Source organism: Kistimonas scapharcae (genome assembly GCF_039540975.1).
GTDB classification, from domain to species: Bacteria; Pseudomonadota; Gammaproteobacteria; order Pseudomonadales; family Endozoicomonadaceae; genus Kistimonas; species Kistimonas scapharcae.
Genome location: NZ_BAABFL010000081.1, coordinates 71,183 through 93,197, shown reverse-complemented (window position 1 = coordinate 93,197; position 22,015 = coordinate 71,183). Strand labels below are relative to the sequence as shown.

Sequence of the window (22,015 nt, the reverse complement as noted above, 5' to 3'; positions counted from 1 at the left end):
ATTCACGACAGATCACCACTGAGCAACAACCCCATGCCAAAGGCTTTTTTTCGGCCCAGGCCACGGTTGTAAGCGACCCGTGCACGCTCCGCATCCGTGATGCGTACGTTGAAAACAAGATCGGCCGTGTTGATGTAGTGGTGCGGTGTCACTTTAAGACGGCCCCTGGAGACTATCGCCGCGTTCTGCAATGCCATGCCGTTATGGTCCAGGAGCAACCTCAACCATTCATCAATGTCTTCCTTCACGGTCAGTGCAATTTCTCTTGTCCCGGACGGTTTGTCATGACCGGCTTGCCCCTGTCGCAGACGCCTTGACAGATTTAACCGACAGTTAAATCGACGCATAGCGCCCACACTGAATTCTGCACAATGCTCTCTGTACTCGACCTCCCCCAGAGGTGGAACGGATGTTCTTACCAGGACAATGGACCCCGAATCACTTTTTATGGCGCGCCACAACGGACGCGTCTCTTCTTTATTCAAGGCGTCACCACCTGCAAACACGATATCCATGACTTCCTGGTGAAGCGTGTAGACATCGGCGGGGGCGTGTGGCGATCGGTAAACAAACTCAAAGACCATTATGCAATACTCAAAAGGTGCAGCTTCTCGTGCGGATCACAGGGCAGTTTTCTGGCGATGTCCAGCGCCTCGGGATGGGAGGTCAGAAATGCCGTAATTTCAGGTGCATTGGGTGGTATATGCCCCAGGCATGATCCCCTGACAAGCTTTACAAGCTTCTTACAGGCGGTTTTGTCCGTTGTGGACAGCGCCCGGATCTGATCAAGCAGAATAAGATTGATACGATGGGTCTGGTTGGCCGTACAGGCGTACAGCTCATCCCAATGATATGTCAGCTGCAGATTCTCAACCAGTTCGGTTTTCTTCCTGCCTAAATCACTCACATAGAGCAGAGGAAATGCGTCTTCATCGAGTTCACGGGTGTATCGGAGTACAAACTCCATGGCGGATTTACCGCTCTCCTGAACGGTCTGGAAAATCGGCTCAGATGCAGCGCTTAACCGGCTATGCCAACCGGGGTTGGTCAACAGTATCGACTGCTTCTGCGTGACGATCATGCCACAGCCAACCAGCATTCCCAGCTTTCCGGGGGTCGCCGGCTTCGCAATGGTTCCCTTTTCTATACCCAGATACTTATAGCTACCATGAAACAGCGCATTACAGGGCGCGCAGATGGCCACATCCAGTTTGGTGTAACTATCCACCCTCATTTCAAACAGCGGCGTGCTCCACCGGCCAGAGGCCCTGCCACAGCAATAGCAGGTGACCACTTTACCGGCAGCGACTGTCTCAAGGCGCATTTCGTCGGCCATTTTATGGGTGACCTGCGTCCACAAAAAATCAATCGCATCCATGATAGTCTCGCAACAATTTCAATCGTACAGGGTGGGTCATGGCAAAAATGTCACCCATGGCATGGCCAACGGCTTACCGCTACGTATGCTGAAGAGGTTAGCCGTGGATCAAATATACGTGGCCATGATCAGTGCAGTGCTGATGTTTTTGGTGCAGCTTCGGGAAACCGCTTGAATCAGTTGCAGTATTGATGGCAGGGGTTGTTACCGGGGCACGCTCTGCTGAGCAGCAATCGCGCATTGTACCGGATTCTCAGCGTTTTCTGAAGGTGCCCGCCAGGGACAAACGGGCGAAAAACGACGACTACATACCTGCAGATGCAACACGGCTGCCCAGGTAATGTCGAACGTTATCCGGTGTACAGATCAATAGCGGAGAAAGCCGGATCACGTCACGGTACAGTGTGCCAGAGGCATCATCGTCACCGGCCTGAGCGATGGCGTTGCGGAGTTCGCGGATTTCGATAAAGTCGCGGGCAGAACCGATAAGGCCTTTTTCTTCCATCCGGTTAATGCGGTCACGAATGGTGCCGGAATGATTCATTTCCAGATCATCCACCAGCCGGAAGATTTTCTGGATCAGTATGTCACTCACACGAACAAAACGAACGGTCAGCGCTTCAATTTTTTCTTGTCCCGCGGCATCCAGTGATGCAATCGGCAATGGCAAACACCGCTTCAGTGACCATGCCAGACTATCGACGGCCTTACACATTTGCGGCATCTGTTTTTCCAGTAACTGGCGTTTGTCGTTAGTCATGGCGTTGCAACCTTAAGGTCAGTCGTTTCATCACGATTCAGTTCCATATCCGTAAACGGTATAAGCACCGGAAAACCTGCGTCACCTGACACCTGAAAAAAACGACCAGGGATAATCCAGTGCGGTGGGCATAGTACTCCTGTAGAACGGATCAGTAACCACTCTTCCCGATCTGCCACAGGCAACGCACTGACCTCCTGATGGCCGCTCTCAGAACCCACACCATTTTTTCTTCCACTCCGGGGTGCCACTCCAAAATCTGAAGCTGTTAGCATTCCAGGCGTTCATAAAAACAGGGAACCTTGCTTATGGAAAAGATCGCCGAATACACCGTCGAGTCAACGTCCCGCCATTTCCGGCAACCGCCTGCACCGGTAGAGCTGGAAGGTACCATAGAGCGCATTTTTAACCGGAACGATGACAACGGATTTTTTGCCATGTGGGTTCGGTGCAATGGGCGAAGCGCACCGGTGAAGATGATCGGTACCGCACCCGGCCTCGCTGAGGGGGAGTCGATTATGGCCACAGGTCACTGGAACAACCACCCACTGCACGGCTGGCAGTTTGAGGTGGCGCATGTCAGCACCACGCTGCCGGACTCACCGGAAGGCATCCGGCGCTTCCTGGCCTCCGAATTCAGGCATATTGGCCCGTGCCTTGCTAACACCATCGTCGCCCATTTCGGCACGGCGTTTTTCAGTATTCTGGAACAGACACCCGAGCGCCTGACTGAAGTCAAAGGCATCGGCAACAAGCTCAAGGAACGGCTGATCACCACATGGCCGGAAAAAAAGGCCATTCGCACGCTCATGCACTTTCTCCGGGAGCACAATATCAGCGCCACACTGGCAACCCGCCTTCATAAACACTACGGCGAGGAGGCAATCCATACCGTTCAGCAAAATCCCTACCAGCTGGCTGTGGACATTCGTGGCATCGGGTTCAAGACAGCGGACGCCCTGGCCAACCTGCTGGGCATCGCGCCGGACAGCCTCATGCGCGCGAGGGCCGGTGTACGCCACTGCCTGCAGACATTCACCGGACGCGGACACTGCGCCCGCGCGCGCAACAAACTGATCAGGGATGCTCTCAAACTACTGGGCGACATCCCGGCAACGGTCATCACCGCTGCCATTGAGGCGGAAATCAGAGCGAAGCACCTGATACCGGAAACGATTGACGACACTCCCTGTCTGTTTACAGCATCGCTGTATCATGCCGAGTGTGGCGTGGCCCGCCAGGTTCATCGCCTGCGGAAAGGCGCCACGACCTGGGCGGCCATTAACCTGAGCCGCGCCATTCCCTGGGCTGAGACCCGAAAGGGGATCAAACTGTCACCATCACAGCAACAGGCCGTAACCCTGAGCGTACAGAACAAAGTCTGCATTCTCACCGGCGGCCCCGGTGTCGGCAAAACAACCGTCGTCAATTGCATTGTCAGCATTGTGGCAGCCAAAAGCGGCCATATCAGCCTCTGCGCGCCCACCGGCCGGGCCGCCCGGCGCCTGTCAGAATCCACAGGTCGACCGGCGAAGACCATTCACCGCCTGCTGGAAATTGATCCGTCCGGCTCAGGCTACAAATATTCTGCCAGCAACCCGCTCGCAACCGACATGCTCGTGGTAGACGAGGCGTCGATGGTGGATATCGTTCTCATGAACCGCCTGCTGCAAGCCATTCCGTCACACGCCGCAGTCCTGCTGGTCGGCGACACCGACCAGCTTCCCTCGGTCGGGCCGGGCGCGGTTTTGACCGACCTGATTCACGCCGGCTGCATACCGGTCGCACGGCTGACGGAGATCCACCGTCAGGCAGCCACTTCAGCGATTGTCACCTGTGCCCACGGGATCAACCGGGGGCGCCCTCCCGAACCCACATCGCCCGATACCCTGACCGACTGCCACTTTTTTCCCGAGGAGGATCCTGAACAGGTTCTGGAGACACTGCAGACCATTGTCAGCCAGTGGCTGCCACAGCAGTTCGGCCTGGATCCGGTCAGGGATATCCAGGTACTGACACCCGGCAGGAAAGGCACACTGGGTACAGAGAGTCTTAACCGCCTCCTGCAGCATCGCCTCAACCACAACCTCCCGGACAGTGGCCTCCCTGGCCAACCCGCTTTCGCGCCCGGCGACAAAGTCATACAGACCGTGAACAACTATGAACGTGATGTCTTCAACGGCGACATCGGCACGGTCATCACCACTGACAGTGTCAACGAAGCGATCATCATCCGGTTCGAGGAGAACGAGGTAAGCTATCCGTTCGGCGAGCTGGACGAACTGTCCCTGGCCTACGCCATTACCATCCATAAAAGCCAGGGGTCGGAATATCCCTGTGTGGTCATTCCCGTCACCACGCAACACTACCCGCTGCTGGAACGCAACCTGCTTTACACCGGCATTACCCGCGGCAGACAACGGGTGGTTCTCATCGGCCAGCCTCAGGCAGTGACAATGGCTACCCATATCAGAAAATCATCACAAAGGCTCACCCTGCTCCGGTCACGCCTCAGGCAAGGTGAATCCTGCCGGTAATACTGGACCGGCGTCTGGCGTCTGGCGTCTGGCGTCTGGCGTCTGGCGTCTGGCGTCTGGCGTCTGGCGTCTGGCGTCTGGCGTCTGGCGTCTGGCATTGATTTTGGCACATGGCGTTGATTTTGGCGGTTGCCAATGGACAGCTCCATGGGGTTGTTTTTGTATTTCACCCTGCCGGACGCCAACTGCATCCCCTCTGCGCGCGCGCCTATACCCGAAACCTCATCTCAGGGCGTTATCAGGGATGATAAAATGCAGGGCACATGCCGGATGCGCAACGGCTCACGCATACCTGTCAGGAATAATCCTTCAGAAAAGATTGTCTGGCGTACGGTGCAAACGGGACAGAGGTGAGGTTACAAACCCTGTCGTGAGACCCGGCAATAGCGGCTCCGGCACGGATTCGATGGTTAACGGGTGGAAAGGGGATATCAACAACCGGTGTCAGTTATCCGGCCAGCGAGTACGACGATATAGCAGCTCCATCGGGACAAAGCTGTCTTCGTCATGCACCCCGATGCCTGCCAGGTATTTTGTCACCCGAACGCCGACGTCATAATGCTCGCCATAACGGTGATACTGCGCCCGCATTTTCAGCTTGCTGATCGTTCTCAGGACACGGTTCATCTCCAGCGTCAGCACATTCAGGACATCCCAGCTGGCATCAAACTCGCCACGGGCCTCATAGTAACGGATCAAAATCTGCTGATAGCGGTGGAGGGCATGATAGTCCGCCCTGGCGAAAGCGACATGCTGCCGGCAGGGAACGGTCTCAGCGGTCATCGCCATGAACTCCTCCGGGGTGAATTTAATGAAATATTCCCCGGCAACGCGACTGCCGAGGCCATAGTACATGGCATTGAGATTACCTGCCGGCGCCCCACCCGCGATGCCTCCGTGCAAATGGCAGCGCCCTTCGCCGGGATGCCCCGTCTTGTAGCCGGCCGCATTACGGCAGGCGCGGCCGGTGCTTTTTGCACGGGCACCGCAGACGGGGCGGGCCGGCAGGGTGTCACCCAATTCACAACCCGTTTCAGCCCTCTGCCGCCGCGTTTTTTTCAAGCCTGAGGCTGCGGGACGTTCTGTGCCGGTGTTCATTGATGGCACCCGACGCCGACCCTGACCTACTGGCAGTGTACCCTGCCCTGCAGGGCGCTTTCCGTGGTGAGGCAACCCACTCCCGCTCAGGCGATCGGGACAAGGGGGAAATCAGGTGGCGCCAGCCGGTTTTGTAATTGATGCCTTTCAGACGACAAAAGTCTTTCAGGGTCATACCCTGTTCAAGATAGCGCTGATCCAGCTCCGCCTGTAATGCTTTCCAGCTGCTCATGATAATGGACGCTCCCTGCCCCTGTCAGACAGCCGGAGAGTAACAGACCCGATATCCCCCGCAAACGCAAAACACCATCATGGCAGCGCATCCGCCAACCACAAGCAGACCAGGGTTGCAACGGTCATCGCCTCAGACATGCCTCCTGAAATTTGCCGTTGCAACAGGACGGGGTTGAGATACTCTCGGGGGCACGGGGCGCCATGACGGCACCCTGCCACAAGAGGGAACGAAACATGGCAGAACAGGAACGCTTCATACTGTGGGTGAGACTGAACAGGGTCGCAGAGCTGACCGGACACAGCGAGAAAAGCCTTCAGGGAAAAATCCATCGCGGCCAGCTGACAGAAGGCCTGCACTATATCCGGGCACCTGACGGTCATCTTCTGATGGACCTGGATGCATTCAGCCAGTGGCTGGCATCATGAACGAGGGAGGGAAACATGATGACGACAGCAACCACCCGCACACCCGCATTACCCGACTGGGTCAGCCTGCACAGAACAGCCGCACTGACCGGCTACTCGGTAAAGGCCCTGCAACATAAAATTGACAAGGGACAGCTGCCCCAGGGGCTGGTCTGGAAAATCGGCCCCGGCCGGCGACGTCAAATCCACCTGCCCAGGTTCATGCTCTGGCTGCAGGGCCGCCTGAAATACTGAGTCCAATCCCCTTGCCGGTTGTTACGGCAAAGGGGGCCCCACGTCCTTTCCAACAGCACCATAATCCCTTTATTACAGCACAATGGTCAGCGTGCTTCGGTTCTGCTTAAATAGCGACACCACTAATAAACGACAATTTATTTATAAGTCTGATCACACCATGGCAAGAGTTGTTGTAATGCTGCTCATCCCGTTCGTTTCACCAAGGCAAGTCGTTGATGAACAGCTTTAACCCCGGCCACCTGCAGGCAATATCACTGCTGGACAGGTTACGCAATCTGGTGCTTGACGAAAAAGAAGCTGCAGGTGCCCACCTTCGTGAAATCTGGCGCCGTCCCCTGATTGAGCGGATAGAGAAAGGCTGGTGCCTTCCATTGAGCCGCATACAGCCAGGCCCATTGCCCTACCAGCTAATTCTTCACTTTAAAGAAAATCTGTCCCGTTTCCGTGAGGGGGATCTGGTTTGTCTTAATCCCGGTGATCCGTTTGAGCAACCCTGCTGGCATGAGCTTCTCATTGAAGAAGAAAACAGTTCAAGCCTCCTTGTCAGCAATAAGCAGGCACCAGACATTCTGGCCTTCTGCCAGAGCCACCAGCAGCTCTGGACTCTCGATACCGATACGATGGATCTGACGGCTTACTACCTGAACGCCATTGATGATCTCGGTAAAACCCGTATCGGTCGTGAGCGGGTCCTGCCTCTACTGCTCGGTCAAGCCGATAATGCCATGGATGCGGACGACTACCAGTTTGCCCACGAGTACGCCCTGCAAAGTGAATGCAACGATGATCAGGCCGATGCCATTGCCAGTGGATATGCGACAGCCCTCGATTTCTGCACCCAGGGGCCGCCTGGTACAGGCAAGACTCGCACCCTGGCCCATCTTGTCAGCTTGCTCGTAGAAAAGGGTGAACGGGTACTGGTCACCGCCCATACGCATATGGCGATCAATAACGCACTGAACAAGATACACGAACTCGCGCCTGAGCTTCCCATCGTCAAAGTCAGTGTTGCCAGCGGCAGAAAAGCCCTGAATCCCGCTATTGATCGTGTTGATCGTTTCAACCTGTGGGAACAGGCTTCAACTGCCAGTCATTACGTCGTCGGCGCTACGCCTTTTGCCTGTCGAAGTTCCCGACTGGCGAATCTTACCTTTGATACCGTCATTTTTGATGAAGCCAGCCAGGCGACAATCCCGCTGGCGTTGATGGCGATGTTAAGCGGCAAACGTTATCTGTTTTTTGGCGACCATCAACAGCTACCGCCGGTGTTACAGTCTCGATCAAGGCTGCATGACCGCGAAGCATCAGTGTTTGAGCAACTGATTCACAACCGGGAATCCGTCATGCTGACCGAAACCTGGCGTATGAATGCACCCCTCACTCGCTGGCCCAGCACACTGTTCTATGACAATCGGTTAACCGCTTCTCCACTGTCCCGCACACGTCAGTTATCACTTCACTGCAACGATACACCGCTGGCGAATATCCTGAGCCCTGACGCCCCAATGGTCTGGCTTGACCAGCCACTCGGCACCGCACAATCTGTCAATGCCACTGAAGCAGAACGGATTGCCAACCTCTGCCGTGCCCTGATAAAAGGTGGCGTCAGCCCGGATGAGATCGGTGTTGTTGCCCCATTTCGTTCCCAGGGCAGGCAAATACGCAATGTGCTGCACACACTACTGGGGAGACAAGCCGAAAGCATCGTGACTGACACGGTAGAACGAATGCAGGGACAGGAACGGGACGTCATTCTGTTGTCACTGACCAGTACTGACAGCAACTTCGTCAGAGCCATCGCAGAGTTCTGGTATCAACCAGAGAGATTGAATGTATCGGTAACACGGGCTCGCTCAAAGCTGATTATTCTCGGCTGTGCCGAACTCCTTGACTGGACACCTGATAACCCTTTACTGGCACGATGGATCTCAGGGTTTCGTGCTCTTCACGCTGCCTGTCTTAAAACAGACTGGCCAACCCATGACATTGACGTTAACAGGATGTCTCATGGCACGCTGCATTCCTGATAAGGCTTTAAACGACAGTACCGAAGCCGTACGACTCTTCAATCTGCTGAAACGCTCGCTGGACGACAAGTACATTCTGCGCCAACGCATCCCCGGTGAAGACTGGGCGCCGACATTCTGGATAGAACACGACAGCGGCCGACATCTGTTCCTGGTCGTTTCTCCGGTTAAAGCCGGAGAGATTACGAAGCTGGCCACCAGCAACACGCCAGACTTATTTGGCAGTGCCAAAACAACCGCCCCTTTTGGTACCGGTGAACAACAGCACCTTGAAAGTTTCTATACACGGATTCAGCAGGATCTCACGGGGTCGATGCCGACGGGCCTGATCAGAACCGTTGCCCCTGTCGCCGTGGTCTTTTTTAATTTGCGACAGGCTGATATCAAGGACCTGCTCGATAGCCCGACCACTCTCCTTAAAACAACCCCCGTAACTTATGGTGAACAACTGAAAGGAGAAAAAGGTGCTGTATGGATTGAACGCCACCTGGGCCTGAACGCCGGCAAGCTGTTGCCTGAATCACTGCGCAGGACATTCAGCCCGGAAACCATGGTTCCCACGTCCATCACAACGCGACGTATCCAGCGGCAGGACAACCGTGAACGCCAGACCGGGTTCTTTCTGGACTATCAACAGGAGTGGGCCAGCAAGATCGATCTGGCCCCACCGGAAGAGCATGTGCAAATGAGCCGCGACTTTTCCCTTCGCCTGCTCAATGGCGTGGCAGGAGGTGGAAAATCCTTAATTCTCCTTTACCGTGCCCGCCTGCTTCGTCAACTGTTTCCAGACAGCCGTATACTCTGCCTGATACACAACCGCCCTGTTACCCGTGAAATGGAGCGACGCTACCGCATCCTGACCAACGATGACCATGGCGTACTCTGGCTGACCTTCATGGCCTGGTGCAAGCAGTTCTACCCGCAAGGCAAACCATTACAGCCCCATATTCGCCATTCTCTGATCAGTGGTATCCATCGGGAATTTCTCAGTCAGTCCCGCCTGACAGCATCCCAGCTGGGAGATGAGTTCACGTTCATTAAAGATCGCCTGATTTTTTCGGAAACTGATTACCTGAATGCCGATCGCACAGGCCGTGGATTTGCCCTGAGGGAAAGTGAGCGAGCGCTCGTGTACAGGGCACTGGAAGCCTATGACCGCAAGGTCACCGCTATACCGCATCGTTTTGACTGGGCCGACCTGCCTCGCATTGTCTGGCAACAGTTTCAAAGCGGTACCGTCAGTGTCCCTCAGTACGAGCATGTTTTAATTGATGAAGCCCAGTTCTTCGCACCCGTGTGGTTTGAGCTGGTCAAAATGATTACCAGCAAGGGAACGGGCCAACTGTTTCTCGCCGCCGATCCTTCTCAAGGATTCCTTAAACGACGACTCAGCTGGGTTCAGGCTGGACTGGAAGTCCGGGGACGAACACATAGGCTGGATCGAAGCTACAGGACAACCACTGGCATACTCCAGGCCGCTACACGCTTCAGGAAGTTACGCCTGAGTGATGATCCGGAACAGTATGTAGAGCCTGCCTTCACAAATATGCCCGTTGGCGACAGTCCACGCCTGATTCTGACAGACTCCCCCAATGATGAAATTCTTCGGACAGCCGGAGAGATCAAGTCTTTACTGAATGCCGGTATACCGGGGCGGGATATTCTTGTTGTCTATGCCGATGGGATCCGTCAACAACCCCTGACGGATGTATTTGAACAGGCATTAGGAAAAAAATGCTACTGGCTCATGACCTCGATGGCCAAGGATAACGAACAGGCTGTCAGGTTATGCCCTTTAGGTGCTGCAACAGGGCTAGAAAGTCCCATTGTGTTTCTTCTTGGCTTGCAGGGATTACTGGATAAGGAATCTGCCCTGGAACTCACGGATGATGAACGAGCCGAACTGGTTGAAGAAAACACGCGAAAAATCTACATGGCCATGACCCGTGCCGGGCAGAAGCTGGCGATTACCTGGCCGAATGCCAGTATGCCAGAACCATTGGCAGCGTCACTATTCCCCCGACAAACACATACAGAACCTGATTGCAACGGGAACAACAGCCAACACCTGACAGCCTGTAACACATAACTTCTACCTTAGCAACGAAACACCCTGATTTCTGCGTTCGTTGCTAATCACCGGATTTTATGTAATCTCATGATCACATGGGCGCCATGGAGGCCCTGACTGCTAAAAGGAGCAAGGCAATGAATGAAGAGAATGATTTCAAACTGTGGGTTCTGCTGAAGAAAGCGTCTGCCATGACCGGTTACACCACCCGTGCCCTGCACGGCAAAATCCGCCGGGGTAAGCTTCAGGAAGGCGTCCACTGGATCAAGGCGCCGGATCACCACCTGATGATCAACATGGAAGCACTGAACCAGTGGATCGAGTCATGACTCCGGGAAAAGGGCACCCTCTTTCCCGGTCAAGCCTTTGAGGGGGTACCTTTTGCCCCTTCCCGGCTGCGTCCTCATTCAAAACCACTCTTGCAATTCGTCTACCAGCAAGGCCTGAACCTGAAAACAGCAACCACAGTAACAACCCTGTTGCAACGCAAGATTTACCCATCCGTAACAAGGTCCGCATTTTCAGGCTGAGGCCATCCCCCCCTGTTGTAGCCTGCCACCTCTGGCGAAAAGGGAAGACACCCTGACGATTACAACCCCCTCCACACAGCCGGCATCACCACGAAAATCTGCCAACCACATTCCACTCGCACTTGCAACGGAAGCAGTCATCCGCTCCACGAAAGCACATTTTTCTTTCAACTGTGGGTAATACAGATTTCATTGCCGTAGCCTGTGAGTGCAGGCGAAAAAAGATGACACAAACCTTCTGAGTTGCTGACCTGCTGCCGTCACTGACCGGATACACACGCAAAACACCATGCCGGTTCTGATAACACACAACCACGGAGGGTTGAGGTTCATGTTGACCTGTACCGCACAGCGCAGGCTGCCTGAACTACCGCGCCTGAATCACAAGCATGACTGTCGGTCACACACCACGGAACGGTCAGGGTATTCAGTCACGACCAACACGATAAGACGGCAAACACATCGCTTGCCGTTTTGCAACGGCCAATGCCCGCAGGTTCGCATCCACACTTTTTTCGTTGAACTGTGGGTAATCTGAAATCCATTGTCGTAGCCTGTCTGCCCGGGAGAAAAAAGATGAAAACAACCTGTGGACCCGCTGCCGTCACCGATGGGATACGCACGCAAAGCACCCTGCAGGATCTGATAACACACAACCACGGAGGGCTGAGATTCATGTTGACCTGTACCGGAGACAAAAAAGCGAAGCGAACGTTCGCACAGTGCAGGATGCCTGCAATACAGCACCCGAACCACAACCATGACTGCCGCTCACAAACCATGGAACGGTCAGGGTATTCAGTGACTACCCGCACGATAAGACGGCAATCACATTTCTTTCCGTTTAGCAACGGTAAAGCTCACAGGCCGGGTTCAACACTTTTTTCGCTGAACTGTGGGTAATCTGAAATCCGTTGTCGTAGCCTGTCTGCCCGGGAGAAAAAAAGATGGAAACAACCTGTGGACCCGCTGCCGTCACCGATGGGATAGGCACGCAAAGCACCCTGCAGGATCTGATAACACGCAACCACGGAGGGTTGAGATTCATGTTGACCTGTACCGGACACCGGTTACCCGACAAAAAGTCGAAGCGAACGTTCGCACAGCGCAGGCTGCCGGTAATACAGCGCCCGAACCACAACCATGACTGCCGCTCACAAACCATGGAACGGTCAGGGTATTCAGTGACTACCCGCACGATAAGACGGCCAGCACATTTCTTTCCGTTTAGCAACGGTAAAGCTCACAGGCCGGGTTCAACACTTTTTTCGCTGAACTGTGGGTAATCGGAAATCCGTTGTCGTAGCCTGTCTGTCGGGGAGAAACAGGATGAAACAAAACCGGTTGATTGCGGAGATCGGCGACGGCTATCAGGCGCACGCCATCCCTGCACACCATGGCATCAACCCGTTCCGGAGAACATCGCATCAAGGAGAACTGCGATCAATGCACACTGACACTGAAAACCTGTCACGCTGGATCACCCTCAAACGCACGGCCGAACTGACCGGGTATACCGAAAAGGCACTGGCGCGAAAAATCGAGGACAACAAACTGCAGGAGAACCTGGTCTGGACCCGTGATCCTGACAACAGCGTGATGATCAACCTCCGGCAATTCATGCGCTGGGCAGAGAAGAAACAGGCGTATGACGAACCCGTCAAAAAGAAGAGACGGTAACACTCGCCTGATGGATTCCGCAGTTCGCAGTTCGCAGTTCGCAGTTCGCAGTTCGCCCTGTTCCGGCTACACGGAACAGGGCGCTACCGTGCTGAATCGGCGTTTCCGGCCACAACAGGGAGCCCCGGGATTACGGATACCCGGAAGAAACCAGTCACAGATCTACGGAGAAACCATGACTGAGAACACTAAAACGGCTATCAGCCACCAGCCGCTACTGCAGACAGAAGATCGCGCCATGGGCCATGACAAAAGGCGTGTCAGAACCATCTGCAAACAATGCCAAAACGGCAACACATATCGCAAGAAACGTATCCCCCGACATCCCGTGGTTGAAAGGCGGGCATCAGGTATCCGCCTGAATATCCATTACCATGGCAAACGCTACCGGATAACCCTCTGCCTGCCCCAGACGGAGGACAGCATCACCGGGACTGGCTCTCTGCACAGGTCCATCCTGAAAGAGATCACAAACAACACCGCGGGTCTCACCGGCCATTGTTCGGACAGCGGAAAATCCGGGCACTGCCAGCGAACCCGCTGCAAACCCTGCGCACGGACAGCGGGCGATCATGACAATCATTCAACTCGAACCCCAACCCTGACCGGAATGACAGGCGAGGCATTCACCACACCGGAACGTCGGCGCCCCGCCTCCAACAGTCCCAGCCACTACCAAGGATAAGGTAACGCCATGAGCAAGAAAAAAGTACGCGGTAAAAAAAGCCAGCGGAAGGGTTCGCAAACCAGTTATACCCCCTACACCGGAGTCGAGGTTCGGACAACCAATATCCGCCTGAGCTTTACATACCAGGGCAAACGGTGCCGGGAAAGTCTCTACATAGAACCCTCCGGGGACAACATCCTTGAGGCGGTGGCCCTGCGCCGGCGCATCCTGCGGGAGCTCAGGCAGGGCTGCTTTGACGGCAGCCGCTACTTTCCCAAAAGCAAAAAATTCACGACCAGCACCGCCCTGTCCCCGAACACCCCCCTGGATCGACTGGCCGAAGAGTTCCTGGCGATCCGCCAGGCGGAGGTCACCGGCCGCACCCTGGAGAACTACCGGCTGACACTGAACCGCAGCCTCTCCCTGCTGGGAGCCGACACTCCGGTGGGCAACCTCTGGCCGGTGGATATCCAGAAGGCCCGGAGCCGTCTTATCCGTGGCGGCTACACCACCTCCACCGTCAACCAGACCCTGTCAAAGCTCAGCGCCCTGCTGCGCTTCGCCCGCGACAACGGCGCCACCGACCGGGCGCTGGCGGAGGCCGCCGGCCCGGTGCGCGAGACCCGGGAGCATCCGGCCGATCCCTTTAGCCGGAAAGAGTTCAGGCAACTGCTGTCCTGCTGCACCACTGAACAGGACCGAAACATCCTGACCCTGATGGTACTGACCGGCCTGCGTCCCGGCGAACTCTGCGCCCTGGCCCTGGAGGATATCGACTGGCTGGAAAAGCGCCTCCACGTCCGGCGCAGCGTGACCACGAAGAAGGAGTACAAGCTGCCCAAAACCAACCACACCCGCACTGTCTCTCTCTGTCCGGAGGCAATCGCCTGCCTGCTGGCCCAGAAGGCGCTGACCGGACACCTGTCCCCGAGCACCCTGACCACAGACCTCGGCCGGCACCGGACGGAACGGCAGACACTGCACCTGCTCTTCTCCCCCAGGCTGCACCGGCAGCGTAATCCGAACCTTGCCGGCTACCTGCCGGACAGCCTGGCATCGCGCTGGCGGGAGCTGCTGAAACGGGTCACCCGGCAATACCCGGCATTCCGTTACCGTCCCCTCTACCAGCTGCGCCATACCTTTGCCAGCTGGCAGCTGTCCGCCAACGCGCCCCTGATCAAGGTGCGCGACCAGCTGGGCCATACCTCCCTGACCCAGCTGGAAAGCACCTATGCCCGCTGGATCGCCCCCGAGCCGGACGCAGTGTCAGTGGCGGAACCGGATGGCCTGGTACTCTTATCCCCCTTACCTGAGGCGAACACTGACGAGCCAGACGCCTGGCTGACACCATGGGCCGGCGCGCAGGCCGAGGGTAGCAATCGCCAGCCTCAGGAATCATCCCCCTGCCAATGAGGCTGAAACCGCCGCCCCGCAGGATGCCCTGACGCCTGCGGGGCAGGTCCCGCCTCCCGCCCTGCCACCCACAGCCATCCCCCCTTTTGCACCGATGATCCCGGGGAACTGCCGGCACGTCTTTTCCGTCTTACTATCACACCCCCGCACCGGGCACCAGTGACCAGACTGCGCCGTCCGGGTTCGGGGTGGTGATACGGCCCGGTCACAGAGCCGGGCGGACAGGCCCGAAGCCTGGCGGACACAACGCCGGCTCCGGTCATTACGGCATCATTGAGGAGTCATGCGATGACACGACAACGTCAATCACAGAAAACCCGGCAACGGCGGCACGCCCATACCGGGCTGGCGGCCGGAAGCCCGGCCCCCAGGGGCATCGAGATTCGCAAAAGCAGCCTGCGCATCAGTTTCATGTGGCGCGGCAAACGGTACCGGGAAACGGTAAAGCTGCCACCGACAGAGAAGAACATCCGCTTTGCGGAGAACAAACGTAACGCCATCCTTTATGCGATCGCCACCAACACCTTCGACTATGCCCATTTTTTCCCCGGCAGCATCCGGGCGGTAACCCTGGGCCTGACCCGTCCCGACACATCGGTAGCGGAACTGGCGAGGCTGTTTTTCGAGATCAAGCAGGCCACCCTCTCCCCCCAGACCCGTGTCACCCAGCGCTTTCTGCTCCAGCGTTGCACCCGCCTGCTCGGGGAGGAACGCCTCACCCACACCCTGCGCCCCGAGGATGTCGCCAGGGTACGGGCCGCCATGGCGGAGCAGTACACCGTGCGCACCCTGAACACCACCATGCAGGTGCTGCGACAATTCCTGTCCTTCATGGTCACCAATGATTACAACCCCTGTGGTGAGCGGCTCCCCGGTGAAGCCAAACGGCTGCGGGAAGTGAGCCGGGATCCGGATCCTTTTTCCCTGGCGGAGTTTCAGCTGCTGCTCTCGTGCTGCCAGAATCCCCAGGACCGCAACATTCTCAACCTGATGGTGCTGACCGGCCTGCGTCCGGGCGAACTCTGCGCGCTGGCCGTGGAGGATGTGGATCTGGCGCAGGGCACACTGAGGATTCAGCGGAGTGTCACCAACCAGGGGCTACACAAACTGCCAAAGACCAACAGGGAGCGGGTGATCGACCTCTACCCGGAAGCCATTGCCTGCCTGGAGGATCAGCTGCACAGGGTCAGCATGCTGGAACCGGTCACCGTGACGAAGCTCAACGGCGACAACCGGCAGGAAAGTGATTTCATACTGCGGCTGCTGTTTACCCAGAAGGCCCAGCGGCGCGGCCGTAACCGGGACGGCTACCGACCGGATACCCTGAGGCGCAAATGGGGATTATGGACAGAGCGGGCCAAGAAAAAGGATCCGGCGTTTCGTTACCGTCCGCTGTACCAGCTTCGCCATACCTACGCCAGCTGGAACGTCAGCCTCGGGATGGATCGCAGCTACCTGGCCCGGCAGATGGGACACCAGAGCGTCCGCGAACTGGAACGGACTTACGCCGTCTGGATGCCTGAGGCGAGCGCGTCAGAGCAACGGAAAATGAACCAGCGGATGACGGGCTTCCTGAGCGATGCAATAGCGACATAAACGGCTATGTCCCAAATTTGCCCCACACAGGAAGACTGATTTTTAACTGTTTGATTTCAATAAATTTATTAAGCTATGTCCGGTATTCGGCATTGATAGAGACATAGTCATGCGAAAGGTCAGATGTCCAGACCGTTTCTGTGGCCCCTCCACGCGACAACACTATTCTGATTACGATTTCCACCTGATCCATAACCGCTTGACCAGCAGCCTCCCGGTAATCAGGCTCAACACCGCCATCGGTCACAATGCAGACATCACCAAGGAAGATAGAGATGCTTGCCACATCCAGATCATTAATGTTTGCGCGACCGACGGCTGCCAAAATACGACCCCAGTTAGGATCGCTGGCAAAAAGAGCCGTTTTCACCAACGGAGAATGGGCGACAGTGTAAGCTACTTCCAACGCCTCTTGACGTGAACCAGCCTGCTCAACGACAACACTGACAAACTTCGTCGCTCCTTCGGCATCACGAACCAGCGACTGCGCTAAACGCTGGCACAGCATGGCTACCTGCTCGCTCAAAACACGATAAAGTGGCTGTTCTGTATTTACAATGTGTTCATTACCAGCAGACCCTGTGGCAACCAGCAGACAGGCATCGTTCGTCGATGTATCTCCATCGACCGTTATACGATTAAAAGAACGATTGGTGGCTTCATTTAAAACCTGCTGGAGGAGTGCTTCCTCAATAGATACATCAGTGGCAATAAAGGCCAGCATGGTTGCCATATCCGGCCGGATCATACCTGCCCCCTTGGCAATTCCCGTCAGTGTGTAAACAGCACCTTCATGCTCAAAGCAGACAGATTCACCTTTCGGACGCGTATCCGTTGTCATGATCCCCTCAGCGGCCTGATACCAGGCAACTTCCGACTCCGCCAAGCGCTCAACACAGGCAGGCAGCCCACTCAGTAACGTCGGTACCGGCATATACTCGCCAATCACACCTGTGGAAAATGCCAGCACCTGCTCCGGCAAACAGCCCAACACTTCTGCCAACCTCGCCGTACAGGTTTCAGCATCCTCAAGGCCTTGCTTTCCGGTTCCAGCATTGGCATTGCCAGTATTGACAACCAATGCGCAAGGAGCGCCTGCCAAGCGTTGTCGGGACAACTCAACGGGCGCGGCACAAAAGCGATTCCGGGTAAACACGCCAGCTACAGAGGCCTCTTCGGGCCAGGTCATGACCACAAGGTCTTTACGGTTCGGGTACCGTATACCGGCTTCCACTGTACCCAGCCGAAAGCCTTTCACAGGATACATTGCATGGATAAGGGGTTGTTCTGACGCCATCACAGATAGTCCTCGTAATAACTGCCTTGTACCACTTGGCAACCACAAAATGAGTCACTGATTATTGTTCTTTGGCATCCTGGCCACATAAAACAATGCCCCCCATCCTGGGAGGCATTGCGATCCATCGCCTGGCAATTTATTTGTTAGACAATCTTGCCATGACACTGCTTGTACTTTTTGCCTGAGCCACAAGGGCATGGCTCATTACGACCAACCTTCTTACTATCCCTGACAAACGGCTGCGCAGGCTGCTGCTCACCTGCGGACTGCACTTCGCCGGATGGCGCCTCAATAGCAGCGGCCTGTTCATGCTGGAATTGCATCCTACGCGCCAACTCTTCACGACGCTGGCGCTCCATTTCTTCTGTCTGGTCATTATCCTGAACCTGGACATGAGACAGAATGCGAATCACTTCATGCTTGATATCAGTAAGCATCTGCTGGAACAGCTCGAACGCCTCACGCTTATATTCCTGTTTCGGGTTCTTCGCTGCAAAGCCACGCAAGTGGATCCCCTGACGTAAATGATCCATGGTCGCCAAGTGCTCCTTCCACTTATCATCCAGAATCCGTAGAAGGATATGCTTCTCGAATGCCCTCAGCGCTTCAGCACCAGCCATTTCCTCTTTCCGCTGGTAAGAAGCAACGACTTTTTCGAGAATCCTCTGCCGCAGCCCTTCCTCTTCCAGGTGGTCTTCTGCTTCCAACCACTCAGCAATTGGCAGCTTTTCGGCAAACTCGGAAGCAATCCGGGTTTCCAGCCCTGAAATATCCCACTGTTCTTCTAAAGTTTGTGGTGGAATATATTCATTGATGATTTCTTCAATCACTTCTTCACGGATATTTGCAATACTATCTGCCACATTTTCCGCTTCAAGCAACTCATCCCGCTGGGCATAAACGACCTTACGCTGGTCATTAGCTACATCATCATATTCCAGCAACTGCTTACGAATGTCGAAGTTACGCCCTTCGACCTTTCTCTGGGCCTTCTCAATGGCGTTAGTGACCATGCGATGCTCAATCGCTTCACCTTTCTCCATCCCCATCGCTTTCATAAAGTTCTTAACTCTGTCTGAAGCGAAAATACGCATCAGGTTATCTTCTAGCGACAAGTAAAAACGGGAAATACCGGGGTCACCCTGACGACCGGCTCGGCCGCGCAACTGGTTATCAATACGACGGGACTCGTGACGCTCGGTGCCGATAATATGCAAACCACCTGAATCCAGCACCTGCTGATGGCGCTTTTTCCATTCCGTCTTTATTCGATCAACGTCATCCTGAGTGGCGTTATCAAACGCTGCCACTTCGGCTTCCCAGTTACCACCAAGAATGATATCCGTACCACGACCAGCCATGTTTGTGGCAATAGTCACCGTACCGGGACGCCCTGCCTGGGCAATAATTTCCGCTTCCTTTTCGTGGTATTTGGCGTTGAGAACCTGATGGTTGATCTTGGCCTTTTTCAGCGCCGCAGACAGCAGTTCAGAAGATTCAATGGACGCCGTACCCACCAGAATCGGCCGACCTTCGTTCATGGCCGTTGTGATGTCCTCAATGATCGCATCGTACTTTTCCTGAATTGACAGGAAAACAAGGTCATTGAGATCGTTGCGCGACATCGGCTTATTGGTCGGAATCACGACTACGTCCAGTCCATAAATCTGGCGGAATTCATAGGCTTCCGTGTCGGCGGTACCGGTCATACCAGATAGCGTTTCATACAAACGGAAGTAGTTTTGGAAGGTCGTGGAAGCCAACGTCTGGCTTTCTGCCTGAATGGATACCCCTTCCTTTGCCTCCAATGCCTGATGCAAACCTTCTGACAGGCGACGACCATGCATGGTTCTACCTGTATGCTCATCCACCAGCAGGATGTCACTACCGCTGACAATATAATCAACGTTTTTGTGGAACAGTACATGCGCCTTTAGTGCGGCATTCACATGATGCAACAGGTTCAGGTTATTGGACGCATAGAGGCTCTCACCTTCTGGCAGCAGACTCTCCTGAGTCAACAGCTCCTCAATGAACTGATGTCCCTCTTCGGTCAATTCAACTTGCCGTGTTTTCTCGTCAACCTGATAGTGACCTTGTTCTTCACCCTCTTCATAGTGACGCGTCAACTTCGGAATCAGACGATTAATACGCTTATAAAGCTCAGAACTGTCTTCTGCAGGACCTGAGATGATGAGCGGGGTTCTCGCCTCATCAATTAGAATGGAGTCAACTTCGTCCACAATGGCAAAATTCAGAGGGCGCTGGAACTTATCCTCTGCACTGAAAGCCATATTGTCACGCAGGAAATCAAAACCAAATTCGTTATTGGTTCCGTAAGTGATATCCGCTTGATAGGCAGCGCGTTTGTCTTCCGGCCCCTGCATCGGAACCACAACACCAACCGTTAGCCCCAGAAACTCATACAGAGGGCGCATCCAGTTGGCGTCACGGGTTGCCAGGTAGTCGTTGACCGTAACAACATGAACCCCTTTGCCGGACAGTGCATTGAGATAAGCAGGCAATGTTGCAACCAGGGTTTTACCTTCCCCAGTACGCATTTCTGCAATGCGACCTTCATGCAGGGTAAGACCACCAATCATCTGTACATCAAAGTGGCGCATACCCATGACACGCTTACTCGCCTCACGACATACAGCAAATGCCTCAGGCATGATGCGGTCCAGGGTTTCCCCCTTCTCTATGCGCGCCTTGAACTCAGCGGTCTTAGCCTGCAACTGCTCATCAGTCAGCTGCGAAAGTCCGTCTTCCTGGGCATTAATGGCTTTGACCACCTTGCCCATTTTTTTGAGTTGTCGGTCGTTTTTACTGCCAAAAACTTTCTTAATTAGGGGTGCCAACATAATTTCAGTAATGCCTAAACTGATCGAATCCCGAAAAAAATAATGAATTAACGGCTGGCACGGTATATATAACGAGCCGGGTTTACCTGACGACCATTCACCAGCACTTCAAAATGTACATGAGGGCCTGTTGAACGCCCCGTGCTACCCATCAGGCTTATGGTCTGCCCCTTGCTGATAATATCGCCAACATTAACCAGAATGTCCTTGTTGTGACCATAGCGGGTGACATAGCCATTACCATGATTAATCTCAACAAGATTGCCGTAACCACTTCGCTTACCCGCCCAGGTCACAACACCAGAGCCAACGGCTATGACATCTGAGCCATCTTTACCCGCGAAATCAACACCTTTATGCCAGGCAGGCCGCCCACTGAACGGATCAGTTCTACGGCCAAACGGAGAAGACATCCAGCCTTTCTTGATAGGACGCCCTGCTATATAGACATCATCTTGCAGCTTTCGGTCAAGCAACAGGTTTTCGAGGATATTGAGCTGTTCTTCACGCTTATCAACCTGCATGGCAAGTTGATCAATTAACGATACAAAATCTGGTGGCTGATAACTGATGCCAGACTCTGTCATCTCGTCAGGCCCACCTTGAGCGGCTGGTGAACTGAAGTCAAACTCCCCTGCATCCAGCTTTGCCATAGCGGTGAGACGTTCACCCAACGCATCCAGACGGAGAATCTGACCTTGAATCTGGGCTAACTGAACGGCCAGCGCATCAATCTCAAGGCTAGCGTTGCCACGAACTTTTTCGATTTCACTCTGCTGAAGCGCAATAGTCTTTTGCCACTGAGACAACTCTCTCGCTGTCAGTGAGCCACCGACATTAACGTTGACCATCGACCAGGCCAAAAAATAACCAGAAGCCAAAATAACAGCCGCAATAAAAACCCCGAAGACCGCCAATCTTCGTGGCTTTAAATTGATGGTCTGGCTCTTGCCATGCTGCTGGCTGACAACAATTATCTTCATTGTCACATTAACCGGGTCTATACCTGTTTCACAGTTATATTGTTCAGTTCTGCCCAGCCCTGTATACAGCCAAACCGGTGGAACCGTTCCAAATAAAACATCAAGCCGGCCAACTCTAGCATTAGCCACCCCCCCCCGCAACTGAAGCACGTCGCGGACAGAATTCAACAAGCAAACATCACTTCAGAAACACTAAGCAGCTGCCCATTCAAAA

The 22,015-nt window shown here is 54.8% G+C and carries 20 protein-coding genes; 10 read left to right on the top strand and 10 right to left on the bottom strand.

Annotated features, from left to right (window positions below):
* Window positions 1–2: 2 nt before the first annotated feature.
* The 4 genes from ABD892_RS04940 to ABD892_RS04925 form a co-directional block, all read right to left on the bottom strand.
* On the bottom strand, window positions 3–584 hold the full coding sequence (locus ABD892_RS04940) for a type I-E CRISPR-associated protein Cas6/Cse3/CasE (RefSeq protein ID WP_345194269.1): 582 nt from the start codon (window positions 582–584) through the stop codon (window positions 3–5).
* Complete coding sequence (locus ABD892_RS04935) at window positions 584–1,336, bottom strand: hypothetical protein (RefSeq protein WP_345194268.1); 753 nt, start codon at window positions 1,334–1,336, stop codon at window positions 584–586. The genes ABD892_RS04940 and ABD892_RS04935 overlap by 1 nt, the downstream gene beginning before the upstream one ends.
* Window positions 1,337–1,682: 346 nt before the next feature.
* Entirely contained in the window at window positions 1,683–2,138 is a 456-nt protein-coding gene (locus ABD892_RS04930; RefSeq protein ID WP_345194267.1) for a hypothetical protein, read from the bottom strand.
* The gene (locus ABD892_RS04925) at window positions 2,135–2,359 is read right to left on the bottom strand and encodes a hypothetical protein (RefSeq protein ID WP_345194266.1); all 225 of its coding nucleotides are present in this window, start codon (window positions 2,357–2,359) and stop codon (window positions 2,135–2,137) included. The genes ABD892_RS04930 and ABD892_RS04925 overlap by 4 nt, the downstream gene beginning before the upstream one ends.
* 87 nt (window positions 2,360–2,446) lie before the next feature.
* Between ABD892_RS04925 and recD2 the strand changes: the two genes are divergently transcribed.
* Entirely contained in the window at window positions 2,447–4,675 is a 2,229-nt protein-coding gene (gene recD2, locus ABD892_RS04920; protein WP_345194265.1) for an SF1B family DNA helicase RecD2, read from the top strand.
* Here recD2 and ABD892_RS04915 read toward each other — a convergent pair.
* The 3 genes from ABD892_RS04915 to ABD892_RS04905 form a co-directional block, all read right to left on the bottom strand.
* Window positions 4,650–4,811 (bottom strand): hypothetical protein, encoded by a 162-nt coding sequence (locus ABD892_RS04915; RefSeq protein WP_345194263.1) that lies wholly within the window; start codon window positions 4,809–4,811, stop codon window positions 4,650–4,652. The two genes, recD2 and ABD892_RS04915, sit on opposite strands and share 26 nt — an antisense overlap.
* Before the next feature lie 308 nt (window positions 4,812–5,119).
* Complete coding sequence (locus tag ABD892_RS04910; protein ID WP_345194262.1) at window positions 5,120–5,773, bottom strand: hypothetical protein; 654 nt, start codon at window positions 5,771–5,773, stop codon at window positions 5,120–5,122.
* Entirely contained in the window at window positions 5,709–6,005 is a 297-nt protein-coding gene (locus tag ABD892_RS04905) for a hypothetical protein (protein WP_345194261.1), read from the bottom strand. The genes ABD892_RS04910 and ABD892_RS04905 overlap by 65 nt, the downstream gene beginning before the upstream one ends.
* Window positions 6,006–6,241: 236 nt before the next feature.
* Here ABD892_RS04905 and ABD892_RS04900 point away from each other — a divergent pair, with 236 nt between their 5' ends.
* From ABD892_RS04900 to ABD892_RS04860, 9 genes are all read left to right on the top strand, one after another.
* Window positions 6,242–6,433: a hypothetical protein gene (locus tag ABD892_RS04900; protein ID WP_345194259.1), complete on the top strand. Its 192-nt coding sequence runs from the start codon at window positions 6,242–6,244 to the stop codon at window positions 6,431–6,433.
* Window positions 6,434–6,448: 15 nt separating this feature from the next.
* On the top strand, window positions 6,449–6,667 hold the full coding sequence (locus ABD892_RS04895) for a hypothetical protein (RefSeq protein ID WP_345194258.1): 219 nt from the start codon (window positions 6,449–6,451) through the stop codon (window positions 6,665–6,667).
* Window positions 6,668–6,885: 218 nt separating this feature from the next.
* Complete coding sequence (locus tag ABD892_RS04890) at window positions 6,886–8,697, top strand: DEAD/DEAH box helicase (protein WP_345194257.1); 1,812 nt, start codon at window positions 6,886–6,888, stop codon at window positions 8,695–8,697.
* Complete coding sequence (locus tag ABD892_RS04885) at window positions 8,678–10,786, top strand: UvrD-helicase domain-containing protein (RefSeq protein ID WP_345194256.1); 2,109 nt, start codon at window positions 8,678–8,680, stop codon at window positions 10,784–10,786. Before ABD892_RS04890 ends, ABD892_RS04885 begins: the two co-directional genes overlap by 20 nt.
* A gap of 119 nt (window positions 10,787–10,905) precedes the next feature.
* The gene (locus ABD892_RS04880; RefSeq protein ID WP_345194254.1) at window positions 10,906–11,097 is read left to right on the top strand and encodes a hypothetical protein; all 192 of its coding nucleotides are present in this window, start codon (window positions 10,906–10,908) and stop codon (window positions 11,095–11,097) included.
* Window positions 11,098–12,627: 1,530 nt separating this feature from the next.
* Complete coding sequence (locus tag ABD892_RS04875; RefSeq protein ID WP_345194253.1) at window positions 12,628–12,978, top strand: hypothetical protein; 351 nt, start codon at window positions 12,628–12,630, stop codon at window positions 12,976–12,978.
* On the top strand, window positions 12,947–13,663 hold the full coding sequence (locus tag ABD892_RS04870; protein WP_345194252.1) for an Arm DNA-binding domain-containing protein: 717 nt from the start codon (window positions 12,947–12,949) through the stop codon (window positions 13,661–13,663). The genes ABD892_RS04875 and ABD892_RS04870 overlap by 32 nt, the downstream gene beginning before the upstream one ends.
* Window positions 13,664–13,672: 9 nt before the next feature.
* On the top strand, window positions 13,673–15,058 hold the full coding sequence (locus ABD892_RS04865; RefSeq protein ID WP_345194251.1) for an Arm DNA-binding domain-containing protein: 1,386 nt from the start codon (window positions 13,673–13,675) through the stop codon (window positions 15,056–15,058).
* Between the two features lie 288 nt (window positions 15,059–15,346).
* Window positions 15,347–16,654, top strand: a complete 1,308-nt coding sequence (locus ABD892_RS04860; RefSeq protein ID WP_345194249.1) for an Arm DNA-binding domain-containing protein — start codon at window positions 15,347–15,349, stop codon at window positions 16,652–16,654.
* Between the two features lie 73 nt (window positions 16,655–16,727).
* On the opposite strand, the gene argJ is transcribed toward ABD892_RS04860, so the two are convergent.
* The 3 genes from argJ to ABD892_RS04845 all read right to left on the bottom strand — a co-directional run bounded on the left by argJ (window position 16,728) and on the right by ABD892_RS04845 (window position 21,801).
* The gene (argJ, locus tag ABD892_RS04855; RefSeq protein WP_345194248.1) at window positions 16,728–17,951 is read right to left on the bottom strand and encodes a bifunctional glutamate N-acetyltransferase/amino-acid acetyltransferase ArgJ; all 1,224 of its coding nucleotides are present in this window, start codon (window positions 17,949–17,951) and stop codon (window positions 16,728–16,730) included.
* Window positions 17,952–18,097: 146 nt separating this feature from the next.
* Window positions 18,098–20,818 (bottom strand): preprotein translocase subunit SecA, encoded by a 2,721-nt coding sequence (gene secA / locus ABD892_RS04850; protein WP_345194247.1) that lies wholly within the window; start codon window positions 20,816–20,818, stop codon window positions 18,098–18,100.
* A 47-nt stretch (window positions 20,819–20,865) separates the two neighbouring features.
* Window positions 20,866–21,801 carry a M23 family metallopeptidase gene (locus ABD892_RS04845; protein WP_345194246.1) on the bottom strand — a complete coding sequence of 312 codons (936 nt, stop codon included), beginning with the start codon at window positions 21,799–21,801 and terminating at the stop codon, window positions 20,866–20,868.
* Window positions 21,802–22,015 lie beyond the last annotated feature (214 nt).

What these genes read in the sequence shown, in the direction of transcription:
- ABD892_RS04935 (WP_345194268.1), bottom strand. Translation starts at nt 1,336, where the DNA reads ATGGCCGACGAAATGCGCCTTGAGACAGTCGCTGCCGGTAAAGTGGTC.
- ABD892_RS04875 (WP_345194253.1), top strand. Translation starts at nt 12,628, where the DNA reads ATGAAACAAAACCGGTTGATTGCGGAGATCGGCGACGGCTATCAGGCG.
- ABD892_RS04870 (WP_345194252.1), top strand. Translation starts at nt 12,947, where the DNA reads ATGACGAACCCGTCAAAAAGAAGAGACGGTAACACTCGCCTGATGGAT.
- ABD892_RS04890 (WP_345194257.1), top strand. Translation starts at nt 6,886, where the DNA reads ATGAACAGCTTTAACCCCGGCCACCTGCAGGCAATATCACTGCTGGAC.
- ABD892_RS04865 (WP_345194251.1), top strand. Translation starts at nt 13,673, where the DNA reads ATGAGCAAGAAAAAAGTACGCGGTAAAAAAAGCCAGCGGAAGGGTTCG.
- ABD892_RS04930 (WP_345194267.1), bottom strand. Translation starts at nt 2,138, where the DNA reads ATGACTAACGACAAACGCCAGTTACTGGAAAAACAGATGCCGCAAATG.
- ABD892_RS04940 (WP_345194269.1), bottom strand. Translation starts at nt 584, where the DNA reads ATGGTCTTTGAGTTTGTTTACCGATCGCCACACGCCCCCGCCGATGTC.
- ABD892_RS04905 (WP_345194261.1), bottom strand. Translation starts at nt 6,005, where the DNA reads ATGAGCAGCTGGAAAGCATTACAGGCGGAGCTGGATCAGCGCTATCTT.
- ABD892_RS04900 (WP_345194259.1), top strand. Translation starts at nt 6,242, where the DNA reads ATGGCAGAACAGGAACGCTTCATACTGTGGGTGAGACTGAACAGGGTC.
- ABD892_RS04845 (WP_345194246.1), bottom strand. Translation starts at nt 21,801, where the DNA reads ATGAAGATAATTGTTGTCAGCCAGCAGCATGGCAAGAGCCAGACCATC.
- recD2 (WP_345194265.1), top strand. Translation starts at nt 2,447, where the DNA reads ATGGAAAAGATCGCCGAATACACCGTCGAGTCAACGTCCCGCCATTTC.
- secA (WP_345194247.1), bottom strand. Translation starts at nt 20,818, where the DNA reads ATGTTGGCACCCCTAATTAAGAAAGTTTTTGGCAGTAAAAACGACCGA.
- ABD892_RS04895 (WP_345194258.1), top strand. Translation starts at nt 6,449, where the DNA reads ATGATGACGACAGCAACCACCCGCACACCCGCATTACCCGACTGGGTC.
- ABD892_RS04885 (WP_345194256.1), top strand. Translation starts at nt 8,678, where the DNA reads ATGGCACGCTGCATTCCTGATAAGGCTTTAAACGACAGTACCGAAGCC.
- ABD892_RS04910 (WP_345194262.1), bottom strand. Translation starts at nt 5,773, where the DNA reads ATGAACACCGGCACAGAACGTCCCGCAGCCTCAGGCTTGAAAAAAACG.
- ABD892_RS04880 (WP_345194254.1), top strand. Translation starts at nt 10,906, where the DNA reads ATGAATGAAGAGAATGATTTCAAACTGTGGGTTCTGCTGAAGAAAGCG.
- argJ (WP_345194248.1), bottom strand. Translation starts at nt 17,951, where the DNA reads ATGGCGTCAGAACAACCCCTTATCCATGCAATGTATCCTGTGAAAGGC.
- ABD892_RS04860 (WP_345194249.1), top strand. Translation starts at nt 15,347, where the DNA reads ATGACACGACAACGTCAATCACAGAAAACCCGGCAACGGCGGCACGCC.